The organism is Xanthomonas sp. WHRI 10204, assembly GCF_040202875.1.
Taxonomy (GTDB): Bacteria; Pseudomonadota; Gammaproteobacteria; order Xanthomonadales; family Xanthomonadaceae; genus Xanthomonas.
Genome location: NZ_JBEGDW010000001.1, coordinates 221044 through 235418 on the forward strand (window position 1 = coordinate 221044; position 14375 = coordinate 235418).

15 protein-coding genes are annotated in these 14375 nt (G+C 66.1%); 8 read left to right on the top strand and 7 right to left on the bottom strand.

Translation table 11 applies throughout. From position 1 onward, the window contains the following. Positions 1–101 precede the first annotated feature (101 nt). On the top strand, positions 102–410 hold the full coding sequence (locus ABQZ00_RS01025; RefSeq protein ID WP_323537825.1) for a DUF3247 family protein: 309 nt from the start codon (positions 102–104) through the stop codon (positions 408–410). Positions 411–498: 88 nt separating this feature from the next. Next, a complete protein-coding gene (locus ABQZ00_RS01030; RefSeq protein WP_323537824.1) occupies positions 499–1836 on the top strand; it encodes a PQQ-dependent sugar dehydrogenase in 1338 nt (445 codons plus the stop codon). A gap of 804 nt (positions 1837–2640) precedes the next feature. Here ABQZ00_RS01030 and ABQZ00_RS01035 read toward each other — a convergent pair. Then, positions 2641–2901: a hypothetical protein gene (locus tag ABQZ00_RS01035; RefSeq protein ID WP_115513966.1), complete on the bottom strand. Its 261-nt coding sequence runs from the start codon at positions 2899–2901 to the stop codon at positions 2641–2643. 212 nt (positions 2902–3113) lie between these two features. Here ABQZ00_RS01035 and ABQZ00_RS01040 point away from each other — a divergent pair, with 212 nt between their 5' ends. From ABQZ00_RS01040 to ABQZ00_RS01050, 3 genes are read left to right on the top strand one after another with little or no spacing between them, the layout of a single operon-like run. Next, positions 3114–4181 carry a class I SAM-dependent methyltransferase gene (locus ABQZ00_RS01040; RefSeq protein ID WP_055847941.1) on the top strand — a complete coding sequence of 356 codons (1068 nt, stop codon included), beginning with the start codon at positions 3114–3116 and terminating at the stop codon, positions 4179–4181. Then, positions 4178–4891 (top strand): pseudouridine synthase, encoded by a 714-nt coding sequence (locus ABQZ00_RS01045; protein ID WP_323537823.1) that lies wholly within the window; start codon positions 4178–4180, stop codon positions 4889–4891. The genes ABQZ00_RS01040 and ABQZ00_RS01045 overlap by 4 nt, the downstream gene beginning before the upstream one ends. Next, a complete protein-coding gene (locus ABQZ00_RS01050; protein WP_323537822.1) occupies positions 4888–5568 on the top strand; it encodes an HAD family hydrolase in 681 nt (226 codons plus the stop codon). The genes ABQZ00_RS01045 and ABQZ00_RS01050 overlap by 4 nt, the downstream gene beginning before the upstream one ends. 497 nt (positions 5569–6065) lie before the next feature. Here the strand turns inward: ABQZ00_RS01050 and ABQZ00_RS01055 are convergent, their stop codons facing one another. From ABQZ00_RS01055 to ABQZ00_RS01080, 6 genes are all read right to left on the bottom strand, one after another. After that, entirely contained in the window at positions 6066–6872 is an 807-nt protein-coding gene (locus ABQZ00_RS01055) for an SDR family oxidoreductase (RefSeq protein WP_323537821.1), read from the bottom strand. A gap of 187 nt (positions 6873–7059) precedes the next feature. Further along, the gene (locus ABQZ00_RS01060; RefSeq protein WP_115513961.1) at positions 7060–7620 is read right to left on the bottom strand and encodes a DUF1415 domain-containing protein; all 561 of its coding nucleotides are present in this window, start codon (positions 7618–7620) and stop codon (positions 7060–7062) included. 130 nt (positions 7621–7750) lie between these two features. After that, a complete protein-coding gene (locus tag ABQZ00_RS01065) occupies positions 7751–8608 on the bottom strand; it encodes an alpha/beta hydrolase (RefSeq protein WP_323537820.1) in 858 nt (285 codons plus the stop codon). Then, entirely contained in the window at positions 8586–10325 is a 1740-nt protein-coding gene (locus tag ABQZ00_RS01070) for an ATP-binding response regulator (protein ID WP_323516713.1), read from the bottom strand. The genes ABQZ00_RS01065 and ABQZ00_RS01070 overlap by 23 nt, the downstream gene beginning before the upstream one ends. Next, on the bottom strand, positions 10318–10779 hold the full coding sequence (locus ABQZ00_RS01075) for a hypothetical protein (protein WP_323537819.1): 462 nt from the start codon (positions 10777–10779) through the stop codon (positions 10318–10320). The genes ABQZ00_RS01070 and ABQZ00_RS01075 overlap by 8 nt, the downstream gene beginning before the upstream one ends. Before the next feature lie 144 nt (positions 10780–10923). Continuing rightward, on the bottom strand, positions 10924–11409 hold the full coding sequence (locus ABQZ00_RS01080) for a YajQ family cyclic di-GMP-binding protein (protein WP_055847960.1): 486 nt from the start codon (positions 11407–11409) through the stop codon (positions 10924–10926). A 106-nt stretch (positions 11410–11515) separates the two neighbouring features. On the opposite strand from ABQZ00_RS01080, the gene ABQZ00_RS01085 reads away from it, so the two are divergent. The 3 genes from ABQZ00_RS01085 (at position 11516) to ABQZ00_RS01095 (ending at position 14257) form a co-directional block, all read left to right on the top strand. Further along, positions 11516–12412 carry a DMT family transporter gene (locus tag ABQZ00_RS01085; protein WP_323537818.1) on the top strand — a complete coding sequence of 299 codons (897 nt, stop codon included), beginning with the start codon at positions 11516–11518 and terminating at the stop codon, positions 12410–12412. A gap of 142 nt (positions 12413–12554) precedes the next feature. After that, positions 12555–13562, top strand: a complete 1008-nt coding sequence (locus ABQZ00_RS01090) for a methionine ABC transporter ATP-binding protein (protein WP_055847963.1) — start codon at positions 12555–12557, stop codon at positions 13560–13562. A 2-nt stretch (positions 13563–13564) separates the two neighbouring features. Continuing rightward, positions 13565–14257 (top strand): methionine ABC transporter permease, encoded by a 693-nt coding sequence (locus ABQZ00_RS01095; protein WP_228323645.1) that lies wholly within the window; start codon positions 13565–13567, stop codon positions 14255–14257. Positions 14258–14375: the final 118 nt, after the last annotated feature.

The following is a 14375-nucleotide window of genomic DNA, read 5'->3' on the forward strand; positions in this document are numbered from 1 at the left end:
GCGCGGTGCACACATCAGGCAAACACAGGTGCAGCGTTGTTTGCTGCATTGTTCACGCACGATGGCCTAGCGTGATGCGCTCCGCTCTGGGAGACATCGCGATGTCCAAATACGCCCCGCACGTGTATTGCGAACACGTGCAAATCGCCACGCTCGAACATTGGGTCTCATTGCTCAACGGACAGGAGCGTGTGCGGATCGAGCTCGACGACGGCAGCATGCTCAGCGGCACCGTCGCAGTGCGCCCGACCATCCAGACCTATCTCGATGACAACGGCAACGAAGGCGTCAACGGGCAGTTGCGGCTGGATCAGCTGGATGCCTCGCAGGAGCCGCACTGGATCTGGATGGATCGCATCGTGGCCGTGCACCCGCTGCCACTGGGCGACGATCCACAGGTCATGCCGTGACGCGGGCGTGTTGACGATGTATTTACTTCTTCCTGGGCGGTTGCCGGCATGATGGCCGACTGTCGCAACTGTTCAGGATTGGCTCGCAATGCATGCACCCCTGCTCCCGCTCATTCGCTGGCCGCTGTCGTTGCTGGCGGTTGCCGTTCTCGCCGGATGCGGCGACACCGCCACGCTGGCCATCGAACAGGGGACCGGGCCTGACCCGCAATTGCCCGAGCCGGTCAAACGCCTGATTCCCACGGTGAAGGTAGCCCCGGTCAAGCGCTGGGCCGCCAACGCCAAACCCATGGCGGCCGACGATCTGCAGGTCAATGCCTTTGCGCGTGATCTCGATCACCCGCGTTGGGTGTACGTGCTGCCCAATGGCGATGTGCTGGTGGCCGAAACCGCCGAACCGCCCAAGCCTGAGGATGCCGAAAGTGGCGGCGGTCTGCGCAAGAAAGTGCAGGGCGCGGTGATGAAGAAAGCCGGCGCCGTGGTGCCCAGCGCCAACCGCATCACCTTGCTGCGCGATGTTGACGGCGACGGCGTGGCGGAGGTGCGCACGCAGTTCATCAGTGGGCTGTTCTCGCCGTTCGGCATGGCGCTGGTCGGTGACCGCTTCTACGTGGCCAATGCCGATGCGCTGGTGAGCTTTCCGTACAAGCCGGGCGACACGCACATCAGCGCCAAGCCCACGTTCGTGGCCAATCTGCCTGGCGGGCTCAACCACCATTGGACCAAGTCGCTGCTGGCCAACGCCGATGGCAGCAAGCTCTACGTGGGCGTCGGGTCCAACAGCAATGTGGCCGAAAACGGCATGGAGGCCGAGCTCAACCGCGCGGCGATCCTGGAGATCGATCCGGCCACCGGCAGCAGCCGCGTGTTCGCCAGCGGGCTGCGCAATCCGGTGGGCACCGCGTGGGAACCGCAGAGCAAATCGCTGTGGGTGGTGGTCAACGAACGCGACGAAATCGGCAGCGATCTGGTCCCGGACTACCTGACCTCGGTGCGCGATGGCGGCTTTTACGGCTGGCCATACAGCTACTACGGTCAGCACGTGGATGAGCGGGTGGAACCGCAAAATGCCGAATTGGTGGCCAAGGCGATCAAACCGGACTACGCGCTGGGCCCGCATACCGCTTCGCTTGGCCTGACCTTCGCCAGCGGCAGTTTGCTGCCGGAGCGTTTTCGCCAGGGCGCCTTTATCGGGCAGCACGGCTCGTGGAATCGCGACCCGCCCAGTGGTTACAAGGTGCTGTTCGTGCCGTTTGTCGATGGCAAGCCCAGCGGGACGCCGATCACCGTGTTGGATGGATTTCTGGACGCCGAAGGCAATGCGCAGGGACGCCCGGTTGGCGTTGCACCCGACAACAGCGGTGCCTTGCTGGTGGCCGATGACGTGGGCAACGTGATCTGGCGTGTGACGCCGAAAGCGCGGTAAGCGAGGGCGTTCGCAGGCTTTATTCCTTCTCCCGCCGGGAGAAGGTGCCCCGCAGGGGCGGATGAGGGTACGCGCGCAGCCTCATGGACATGCCGCATAGCATGGCTTCGCCCCGTACCCTCACCCCAACCCCTCTCCCAAGGGGAGAGGGGCTTTGTTCCTTCTCCCGGCGGGAGAAGGTGCCCGAAGGGCGGATGAGGGTACGCGCGAAGCCTCGTGGGCATGCTGCATAGCGTGGCTTCGCCCCCGTACCCTCACCCCAACCCCTCTCCCGAGGGGAGAGGGGCTTTGTACCTTCTCCCGTCGGGAGAAGGTGCCCGAAGGGCGGATGAGGGTACGCGCGAAGCCTCGTAGACGTGTGCGTATTGGGCTTCGCCTCACACTCTCATCTCAACTCCTCTCTCGAGGGGTGAGGACCTTTGATTTGTCGCCGCTTTCCTGTTGGTGAGCAGGATTCTCCGAGGTGACGGTTCTCTCCGGGCAGCCGTGCTTGGCGACCAGGAGCCATTGGTGGTCGCAACAATGGCGGCCTTAAAAAACCGGGCATTTGCCCGGTTCTTGGTGGACATGCGGTGCGGGCACCATGGCCATGCAGCGTAGATGCCGTGGCATTCAACGTGGGCACCACATCGTCAATGGAAGCAGGACAGCCAACGCATCCGTGCCTGCCTAGCCAATCTCTTATGCGCGTATCGACGAGCAGCCACTAGCCAGATTTCAACAAGATGCTGCTAGCCGAACCGTTAACCGATACCACACACACGTGCCGCACGCAGTTCAATTCATCTACACAAAGAACCATGCTCAGCGTGGCGCCTCTGGCGATGCACTGAAGCGGCGTGCGTAGCCGCGCTCTTCGGTGATGCGGATGACGTCGGCGTCGGCCATTTCTGGCGCGCCGTAGACCGCGTAGGCCACGCTGCCGTCGTCGCGCTCACCGACCTGATGCAGGCGGTAACGGGGGCGACCGGCGCCGGTGTTTTCGGGGTAATGCATCGGTGGCGGCGTGTCGTCCAGGTCCATTTCGCTGTTGTCGACGACTCCACCTACGAACAGGGCTCGCATCGCGTATCTCCGGTGTGGGCTTGGCTTCCAGCCTAGGCCGGCAGATGTTGCGTGCGCATCAACGGTCCGTATAAACAGCGCAAGGCAATCCGTTCGCAGGTCACGCAATGGACGACCCGCGTCAGCGCATGGCAAGCACGGATCGCGTGGCGAGCACGGGCGGCAGGCAGGGCTCCCTTACAATGTTGGCCTGTTCCCGACCTGATGATCCGATGGCTGGCCCGCACGATGCCCCGCTTCAAGCCCTGTTCCTGCCCTTCGCCCAAGGCGCGCTGCCGTGGCCGACAGGCCCTGTGCTGTTTCTGCGTGCACGCGACGGCTTCCCGCTGCGCGAGCACGCGTCCGCCGACGCGCTGACCTGCGAGCAGAGTTTCCGCCCGTTTGCGCAGGCGCTGGAGGGCAGTGGCTGGAGCGTGCGCGAAGAGAGCGAGATCGAGGCCGACAGCACCCGCTACGCGCTGGTACTGGTGCTGCCACCGCGGCAGCGCGAAGAAGCGCGCGCGTTGTTTGCGCGCGCGCTGGCGCTGACCGCGCCCGGTGGCCGGGTCGTGGCGTGTCAGTCCAACAACGAGGGCGCGCGCTCGGGCGAGGCCGATCTGCGCCAGCTCGCCGGTCTGGCCGGCAGCCTGACCAAGCACCATTGCCGCACCTACTGGACCGCGCCGCTGCCCGCCGACACCGATGCCGCGCTGCAGGCGCGCTGGGCGGCGCTGGATGCGCCGCGCAAGATTCTGGATGGACGCTTCGTGAGCCGACCGGGTGTGTTTGCTTGGGATCGCATCGATCCTGCGTCGGCGTTGCTGGTCGAGCACCTGCCCGCCACCCTGGCCGGGCACGGTGCCGATCTGGGTGCGGGGTTCGGGTATCTCTCGGCCGAAGTACTGGCGCGCTGCGCCAAGGTCACTGCGCTGGATCTGTACGAAGCCGAAGCGCGTGCGCTCGCGCTGGCGCGACGCAATCTGCAGGACATCGCGCATCCTGCGCAGCTGCAGTACCTCTGGCAGGACGTCACCGCCGGGCTGGCGGCGCAGTACGACTTCATCGTCAGCAACCCGCCATTCCACACGCCCTCGCGCGCCGATCGCCCGGACATTGGCCAGCGTTTCATCGCCGTGGCCGCGCAGGCATTGCGCCCGGGCGGGCAGCTGCTGCTGGTGGCCAACCGGCATCTGCCTTACGAGCAGGTGCTCAACGAAAGCTTCGGCCAGGTACGCGTCGCCGCCGAGCGCGGCGGCTTCAAGTTGATCGCTGCCGTGCGCGGCAAGGCGGCACGCGCATGAAGCTGGTCAAACACATCGCCAATCTCGGCTATGGCAGCCGCAAGCAGGTGACTCAGCTGTTTCGCCAGGGCGCCGTGACCGATATGCAGGGCGAGGTGCTGTATGCCGACGACCAGGTGGAGCACGACGCCATCCGTATCGACGGCGAGCCGTTGGACCCGCCGCCGGGTTTCAGCCTGTTGCTGCACAAGCCCAGCGGTTACACCTGCTCGACCAAGGACACCGGCCGGTTGATCTACGAGCTGCTGCCACCGCGTTTTCGCTCGCGTGCGCCAGTATTGGCGCCGGTGGGGCGGCTGGATCGCGAGACCAGCGGCATGCTGCTGATGACCGACGATGGCGCGTTGCTGCATCGGATCATTTCGCCCAAATCCGCACTGGACAAGGTCTACGAGGTCAGCCTGGCCGAAGACCTGCGCGGCGACGAAGCGGCGCTGTTCGCCAGCGGCGAGCTGCTGCTGGAAGGCGAAACCAAGCCATTGCTTCCCGCCGAGCTTGAGGTACTTGGCGCGCGCCAGGCACGGCTGACCTTGCACGAGGGCCGCTATCACCAGGTGCGCCGCATGTTCGCCGCCGCCGGCAATCACGTGGCGGCATTGCATCGCAGCCGCATCGGCGGCTTGTCGCTGGACGCGCTGCCATCGGGCCAATGGCGTGCCTTGGAGGCAAGCGATCTGGAGGTGCTGTTCGGGCGCGGAGCGACTGCATGACGGCGGCCACGCCGCTGCCGTTTCGCCCGCAGGCGGTGATCTTCGATATGGATGGTTTGATGCTCGATAGCGAGCGCGCCATCACTGCCTGTCTGGCGCAGGCGGCCGATGCGCAAGGGCTGACAATCGAACCGACGTTCTGGTTGCAGATGGTCGGTACCGGCGATGTCGCCTGCCGCCGTCTGCTTGGCGAACGCGTCGGCGACGCCGCTGCCGAACGCATGCTGGCGCGTGCTCAGCTGCTCTATGACGCCGTCGCGGAACTCGGCATCCCGCACCGGCCCGGCATCATTGCGCTGCTGGAGTATCTGGCTGCGCTCGGCATGCCACGTGCGGTGGCGACCTCCACCCAACGCCCGCTTGCCTTGCGCAAGCTGAAAGCGGCCGATCTGCTGTGGCGCTTCGATGCGGTGTGCACCGCCAGCGATGTGCAGCATCCCAAGCCGGCGCCGGATATCTACCTGCTGGCAGCGCAGTCGCTGGGCGTGGAGCCTGCACACTGCCTGGTGCTGGAAGACTCGCCGACCGGCGTGCGCGCTGCACTGGCGGCAGGCATGACCCCGATTCAGATCCCGGACCTGCTCGAACCCGATGCGGACGTGCGCGCGTTGGGCCATCGCATCATGCCCTCGCTGGGCGATGCGCAGCGCCTGCTGGAAGCGCAACTGTCGGGCTGATCAGCGGGTGGGTGTGAGCCTCCGAAAAAGCCTTCGTAAAAGCGTCTGGAACGCAGCGCCCAAATGACAGGCGCAGCAACACGTGTTGGCGATCAGTCCACCACGCGCGGGCGCTGCGTGCTCAACCATCCAAGCCTCTCTCCCGTCGGGGCGAGAAGGCACGGTTCGCGTGCCACTGGTGCGCGTACTTTGGAGCGCCCGCGTCGCAAACGCGGGCTGGGGCGCAGAGCGGGGGGGGAGAGTGTGAGTTCGAGCAAACCGACCCACGCCACACCACACCACACCACACCATGCATGGACAACGCTCAAAGCGCAGCAGCAGCAGCAGCAGCAGCAGCGGATGCACGACGCGCGTGCTGATCTCCAAGCTTTCGCCTCACCGATCCCAACGTCGATGTCGTGCATGACGAACACCAAAGACCGGCAAGCACGCGCGTCCCCGCGTCGCAGCAGCGCGCTGCAAAGCGCATCACCCAAGCCGTATCCGCAGCACGCCGTTACACGTACTGCATCTTGCGCGACATGCCGCCATCGACGATGAAGTCCTGCCCGGTGACAAACCCGGATAGTTGCGGCGACAGCAGGTACACCGCCAGCTGCGCGATGTCTTCCGGCGTGCCCACACGTCCGGCCGGATGCTGCGCATGGTCGCGTCGCGAGAGCTTGGGCGCACGACGACGCTGCGGTGCACGCCAGGCATCGGTGCTGATCCACCCCGGACTGATGCTGTTGACGCGCACCTGCGGGCCTTCGCTCAGTGCCAATGCGTGGGTAAACGCGACCAGGCCACCTTTGGCCGCTGCATAGGCTTCGCTATGCGGCTCCGACTGCCAGGCGCGGGTGGAGGCGATGTTGACGATCGCACCACCGCCATCTGCCTGCGTCAGTGCAGGCAAGGCATGTTTGCTGCATAAAAACGCGCCATGCAGGCTTGCCAGGCGCCGATTCCAGTCATCCCATTCCAGCTGCGGCAACGGCGCAACGTGCGGGTCAGGTACGCCGGCGTTATTGACCAGACCATCGAGTCTGCCGAAGCGCTTGTACGCCGTGGCGATCAGACGCGCGGCCTGCGTCTCGCGTGCGGCATCGCAACGCACGAATGCACTGCGTTGCGGCAGCGCCCAGTCCTGCAGACAGGCCTTTCCGGCAGCGGCGTCCAGATCGCCGATCACCACGCTGCCGCCGGCACCGAGCACGGCCTGCGCAATGCCGCGTCCAATGCCTTGCGCGCCACCGGTGATCACCACCACGCGGTCCTGCAGTGGTGAGGGGTTCCATGCGGAAACAGCGGGAATCAGGGCCATGGCGTGCGCGCATAACGAAAGGGTGCGGCACTGTAGCGCGCGGCATGTCAGTGCTGCAGCAACACCGGCGACGCGTACGGCAGCGACGCGACCGTGTTTTTCACGGGCATTTCAACGGATTGCCGCCGCCGCACGCTGCCGGCGTTCGGCCCCTGCTGCACGCATTGGCGCGCGGCAGGGCGCAGGCTCAGTGTTGGGCGCCGTTCAACACGCGTTCCCAGCCCGCTCGGCCCAGCCGTTCCAGCGTCTGGATATTGCGCTCGACAATCACGTCCGGATCCGGGTACGCCGCCACCGCACGCTCCACGCTGTCCTCGCGCAGCAGGTGCAAGGTCGGGAAGGGCGAGCGGTTGGTGAAGTTGGCCACATCGTCCAGCGCGGCGCCTGCAAATTGATAGTCGGGGTGGAAGCTGGCCACCTGCAGGATGCCTTGCAGGTCCAGCGCTTCCACCGCCGCGTCGGCATTGTCGAGGAAGTCGTTGTACTCCAGGAAGTCGGTGAGCACGTCCGGATGCACGATCAGGGTGGTGTCGATCTGCTCAGCCGGCGTGTCGCGCAGCAGAACCAGTTCTTCGGCCAGTTGTTCCAGCAGCGCCTCGGGCGTGCTGGCGTCGCTGAGCACCAGCCGCACCTGTTCCTTGACGTACACCGCCTTGGCGAACGGACACAGGTTCAGTCCGATCACCGCGCGTTCGATCCACGTGCGGGTAGCGGTCAACGGATCGGGCGTGGCAGGCGTGGTGGTCATCGTGGCGGCGGCGTGATGGCGCGCCAGTGTATGCGATCGCTGCCGAAGCGGCCGCGCAGGCCGAGTCATCGGCGATGACGCAACAGACGCAACCGATGCTGCCCGGCGCCATGCGGCCGCGCACGCGCAATCAGCGTGCGTCGCTATCGTCGCTGCGCGGCGCCTCGCCAACGTGCGCACCGACATGCGCGCGCAAGAACTCCACCGACACCTGGGCGACGTACTCGGCCAGTGGCGTCTTGTGCGGCGACCCGATGGCATGCGCGCCGCTGTCGAAGGCGATCGCCTGCTTGAGCGGGGCAGCCGTGCCCAGCGCATCGAACATGGCCAGCATCGCCGGCACCGAGGCAATCTGATCTTCGTCGCCATTGGGCGCGCGGTAATAGCCCAGCAGCACCGGGCAGCGCACCTGTGGCCACGGCGGCGCGGCGGCGAGTGCGTCGAACAGGCCGCGCAAGCTACGAAAGCCGTCCGGGTGGATGGTGTCCGACCAATACGCTAGTTCTTCAGCGCTGCGCGGGTACGGGTCTGCGATCGGTGCATCGGCGTCGCAGAGCCGATCGAGCAAGCCCGCATTGACCGGCTGGATGCCGGGCGACCATGCCACCACCGCCGACACCTGCTCGGGATGCTGCGCCGCAAGCCAGAGCGCCAAGCTGCCGCCCATTGATGAGCCGACAATTGCCACACGCTCGCCCATCCGCCGCGCCTGCGCCAGAGCCTCCAGCGCAGAGCGTTGCAGCGCCGCCGTCGTCAGCCCCTGCATCGCATCGGGTGCACTGCCTCCATGGCGGGGCCAGCGGTGCACGTAGCCGTTGGCACCTAGCGCATCGGCCATCTGCTCGGGCAGCGCGCCGGCCTCGCCCGGGCTTGCAGAAAACCCATGCAGGAACAGCAGCGCCACTGCGGTACGTGTCTGGGCAGCGCTGCGCCAATGCCAGCGCGCCGCATTGCCGGGCTTCAACTCAGTGCTGTCGTTGGTGTGCATGGTGGGCCAGCAGTGCGAGCAGTTCGTGGGCGTTGATCGGCTTGGATAGATAACCTGCCACGCCGGCGGCTGCCGCTTCGCGTATCGAATCGGCGCGCGTATCGGCGGTCAATACGATGATTGGCGGCAGCGCGGCAATCGCATCGCGGGCCTGGCCCAATGCATCCCAGCCGGAGGTGCCGGGCATGTGCAGATCCAGAAACACCAGATCCGGCGCGGCCTGGGCGATGCGCTGCACCGCATCGGTGCCATCGACATGGAAGCTCACCCGATGCCCGGCGCGCGTCAGCAGATTGCCGATCACCAGGCGATTGGTGTCCATGTCCTCGAAGACCAGGCAATGCAACGGTGGCACGGTCTGCGCATGGTGCGCCAGCGCATCGCGCAGGCCGAGCGTGCGGCTGCTGTCGGCCGCGGCCACGGGTAGCTCGAAGATCCAGCGGAAAATGCTGCCACCGGCGGGGTTGTCGCTCACCGTCAGGCTGCCGTGCATCGCATCGGACACCGACAAGGCGATATACAACCCCAGTCCGACGCCGCCCTCGGCACGGCTGAATCCGGTGCTGAGCTGGGTGAACGGGGTAAAGATGTAGGCCTTCTTGTCGTCGGGCACACCGATGCCTGTGTCGGTGATCGTCGCGGCGATCGACCAGCGCTGCTGTAGCTGGGTGGCTTCGATCAGCAACTCGACCGCGCCACCGGCCGGGGTGAACTTGATCGCATTGATGACCAGGTTGCTGATGACCTGCTCGATGCGGCCCTCGTCGCCCAGCACATGGGGCGTCTCCGGTGCCTCCATGCGCACGCTCAGCGACACGCCCTTGGTGGATGCGGCGGTCGCGCAGACCGCTTTGACGGTGGTCAGCACGTCCAGCATGCTCAGTGGCTTGCTCTGCAGCTGCAGCCGCCCACCGTCGATGCTGGCTACGTCCAGCACTTCATTGACGCGGTGGCGCAGCGCGGTCGCATTGACCGTCACCGCCTGCATCAGGTCGCGCTGTTCGGCTGGCATGCCGTCGGTATCGATCAGCTGCGCGCAATTGATGACCGCATTCAACGGCGTGCGCAGCTCATGGTTCATGGTGCTGATGAAGCGGCTTTGCGCATCGCGCGAGGCCAGCGCCTGCAGCGCCACTTCCTGCATCGCAAGCACGATGCGCGCCACCAGCAGCGGCAACACCATGCTGAGCGCCACCGCATACACAAAGTACGCCGGCCGCGACAGCCAGTAGCCGCTGGGTGCGGTCAACAGCATCAGCACGAAGGTGCTGAGCAGCACCGGCAAGGTGGCGCGTTGCCCATAGCGCGCCACCGCAGCGATGGTGATGAACGGCAGAAACGCGTTCAACGACATCAACAGGATGAAGGCCAGCGTGGTCTGGATGCCGATGAACAACAGGCTCATCGCAAAGCCCATCGCATCCAGCCACTCACCCGGCGGGATGATCCGGCGCCGCACCAGCACCATCCATGCCACCGAGACGACCCACACGGTCACTGCGGTGGGGAAGACGTTGTGCGCATCCTTGACCAGCACCGGCTGTGGGCCGTACAGCCAGCCCAGGCACCACAGGGTCACCATGGTCTGCACGATCACGCGGCCGACGCAGGCGCGGTATTCCAGAAACGACTCGAACAACCGCACGAGTCTGTCGTTGCGCAACTGTCTGGCCGCCAGAATCAGGCCGGTCGCTGCGTGGTTGGGAGTGCTACGCATGAGGGTCCGCGTCGTCGATGGGAAGGGTGCGCCGGTAGCGCTTGACCAGTAGACCTGCGGCGGTGGCCACGGCCGTGAAGCGGTGCGCAAGCGTGTCGCTCAGCGCGTCGCGCTCCACCTCGCCGCGCAGCTGGTCGCAGGCCTTGAGCAACTGCTGCGAGCCGGTCAACGAGATGGTGTTCTTCAACGAATGGATCTGTTCCAGCGCCTGCGCCTGGCTGGTGTCGGCAGCGCCGAGCGTGCAGCGCGCAATGGCGTGTTCGATCTCCACCGCAAAGGCGTCGGCAAAGGCCGCTGCAGCCACCGGATCGAGGCCGGCGATGGTGTGCAGCGTCGAGCCGCTTTCGATCTGCGGTTGCGCGTGGATCTTGGTCGACTGCACACCGCCTGCGGCAGACGCGTCCGCCTGCCGGGCGTGCAGGCGATGCAACAAGCGGGTGAGCAGCGAGCGCATCGGGGCCGCTAGCCCTGCAGCCCGTTGCGGCGATGGTGATCCACGCAGGGATGCCGCAGGCCTCGGTTGCCCCACTGCGCAGCACCTGCAGATGTCTGCAGGTGCGCGTCGGTCACCGCACTCTCAGGCATCGCTCAACCACACTCAGTCGCGAAAGTTGTCGAACTGCAGCGGCTGCTCGAAATCGGCTTTTCTCAGCAGCGCCATCGCGTCCTGCAAATCGTCGCGCTTCTTGCCGGTGACGCGCAGCTTGTCGCCGTTGATCTGCGCTTCGACCTTGAGCTTGGCTTCCTTGAGCTTGGCCACCAGCTGCTTGGCCTGCTTCTGCTCGAGGCCCTGCTTGACCGTGACCTTCTGCCGCGCGCCGGCCAGATTGGTTTCCACATCGCCAAAGTCCAGGCAGCGCACATCGATGCTGCGCGCCAACAGCCGCGCCCGCAGGATGTCGGTCATCTGCTTGAGCTGGAAGTCGCTGGGGGCGGACTGGTTGATGACCTTGCCGTCTTCCAGTTCGAACTTGGCTTCCACGCCCTTGAAGTCGAAACGCGTGTCCAGTTCACGGTTGGCCTGGTCTATCGCATTGGTCAGTTCGTGCTTGTCGACTTCGGACACCACGTCGAAGGAAGGCATGCAAAGCTCCTGTTGGCTGAAAACAGCCGCCATTCTAGGCCATCGTGCCGCGATGGCCGTCATCGACGCATGGCGGTCGGCGCGCTGCGACGGCGATAATGCGCCCATGCCCAGCACCAGTTCTCCGCTCCCCGCCATCGCCTGGATGGTCGCCGCCGTGGCCTGCTTCTCGCTGATGGATGCGGCGATGAAGCTGCTGGCTGCGCAGTACCCGCCGTTGCAGGTGACGCTGTTGCGTGGCGCCGCGTCGCTGCCGTTCGTGCTGGTGTGGGTGTTCGCCACAGCCGGGCCGCGTGCCATCTTGCCGGTGCGCTGGGGCCTGCATCTGCTGCGCGGGGCCTTGGGCATGGTGATGATCGGCTGCTTCGTCTACGGCCTGAAGCGCATGCCGCTGTCCACCGCCTACACCATCTACTTTGTGGCGCCGTTGCTGGTGGCCGCCTTGTCGGTGCCGCTGCTGGGCGAGCACGTGGGGCCGCGGCGCTGGACGGCGATCGGCATTGGCCTGGTCGGGGTCATCGTGGTGCTGCGCCCGGGCGTGGGCGGCTTGGTCTCGCTGCCTGGCCTGATGGTGCTGCTGGCGGCCACGGCCTACGCCATCGCCGCGGTCACGGTGAGCCTGCTGACCCGCACCGATACGCCGCAGTCCATGGTGGTGTGGTTTTTGCTGTTCATGGCGATCGGCGCCGGGGTGCTGTCCATCCCCGACTGGGTGCCATTACAGGCCAGCCACGGCTGGCTGATCGCCGGCATGGGCCTGGCCGGCGCGCTGGGGCAGATTGCGCTGACCCAGGCGTTCCTGCGCGGCGAGGCCTCGATGATCGCGCCGCTGGAGTACACCGGCCTGGTCTGGGTGATCGGCTGGGACTGGCTGCTGTGGCAGACCTTGCCCGACGGCTGGACCTGGACCGGCGCCGGCATCATCGTCGCCAGCGGCCTGTATTTGTTGCGGCGGGAGCGGATACGGCAGACCGATCGGCCGTTGCCGCTTGAACGGCCGTGAGTGGGGATTGGGGATTGGGGATTCGCAAGGGCAAGAGCGCTGCGCTGTTACGCCTCCCTAATCCCAAACCATAGAACCGAATGGAATGACGGCCGTAAACATTGACTGGTAGGCTTCACGACCCCCCAATCGGCCACCCGCGGTGATCCAGTTTCAGGGCCTGCACAAGTCTTACTCCGTCGACGGTCGCCAGATCGTGGCGTTGCACCCGCTCGATCTGCGGATCGGCCCCGGCGAGGTGTTCGGCATCATCGGCCATTCCGGTGCCGGCAAATCCACGCTGATCCGGCTGATCAACCGGCTGGAAGAGCCTAGCGGTGGGCGATTGCTGATCGGCGAGGAAGACGTCACCGCGCTGGATAGCCAGGGCCTGCGTGGCTTGCGCCGGCGCATCGGCATGATCTTCCAGCACTTCAACCTGCTGTCCTCGCGCACCGTGGCCGGCAATGTCGCCTTTCCGCTGGAACTGGCCGGCACTGCGCGCGCCGAGATCGATGCGCGGGTGGCCGAGCTGCTGGCGCGGGTCGGCCTGCAGGAGCACGCCAACAAGTATCCGGCGCAGCTGTCCGGCGGCCAGAAGCAGCGCGTGGGCATTGCGCGTGCGCTGGCCACCCGCCCGCAGATCCTGCTGTGCGACGAGGCCACCAGCGCGCTGGACCCGCAGACCACCGCCTCGGTGCTGCAACTGCTGGCGCAGATCAACCGCGAGCTGGGCCTGACCATCGTGCTGATCACCCACGAGATGGACGTGATCCGCCGCGTCTGCGACCGCGTGGCAGTGCTGGACGCCGGTAAATTGGTGGAAACCGGCCCGGTCACCGAGGTCTTCCTGCATCCCAAACATGCCACCACGCGGCGCTTCGTGTCCGAAGCCGAGCACGTGGACGAGGCCGAGCTGCACCGCGATTTCGCCGCCGTCGGCGGGCGCGTGGTGCGGCTGACCTTCCTGGGTAACGGCACCTATGAGCCGGTGCTGGGCCGCATCGCCCGCGAGACCGGGGTGGACTACAACATCCTGTCCGGGCGCGTGGACCGCATCAAGGACACGCCGTATGGCCAGCTCATCGTCGCCCTGACCGGTGGCGACCAGAATGCAGCGCGCGCCGGCTTCGTCGCCGCCGGCGTGCACGTAGAGGACCTGCGCGTATGAACCTGCTGCCGATCGCCGCCGCTGGTGGCTTCTTCCGCAATCTCGATGCCGCCAAATGGGGCGACATCGGGCAGGCGACCCTGGACACCTTGCTGATGCTGGCCGGCGCGCTGCCGCTGACCTTGCTGATCGGCCTGCCGCTGGGGGTTGCGCTGTTCCTGTGCGGCGCCCCGCAGCTGCGCCGTCGCCCGGTGCTCTACGGCGCGCTGGCGCTGGTGATCAACCTGCTGCGCTCGGTGCCCTTCATCATCCTGATGATTGCGATGATTCCGCTCACTCTGACGCTGATGGGCACCTCGCTCGGCGTGCGCGGCGCGATTCTGCCGCTGGTGGTGGGCGCCGCGCCGTTCTATGCGCGCCTGGTGGAAACCGCATTACGCGAGGTGGACCGCGGCATTATCGAAGCCAGCCAGGCGATGGGCGCCACCACCCGCCAGCTGGTGCTGTGGGTGCTGTTGCCAGAAGCGCGCCCTGGCTTGATCGCCGGCGCCACCGTCACCACCATCGCGCTGATCGGATTCACCGCCATGGGCGGGGCGATCGGCTCCGGCGGCCTCGGTGATGTGGCCTACCGCGAGGGCTATATGCGCTCGCATGCGGACGTCGCGTTGATCACCGTCATCGCCTTGCTGGTGCTGGTGCAGCTGCTACAGATGCTGGGCGACCGTTTAGTAGCGCGCTACAGCCGCCGCTGAGCCAGTCGCGTCGCCGCACGCGGCCGGTAGATGCGACGCTGCATGCCGCTGCGGCGTCTATCGCTGCTGCGGGCTGCAGGCGGATGCGCTGGCACCGCCCCGGTGTGTGTCTTGCAGG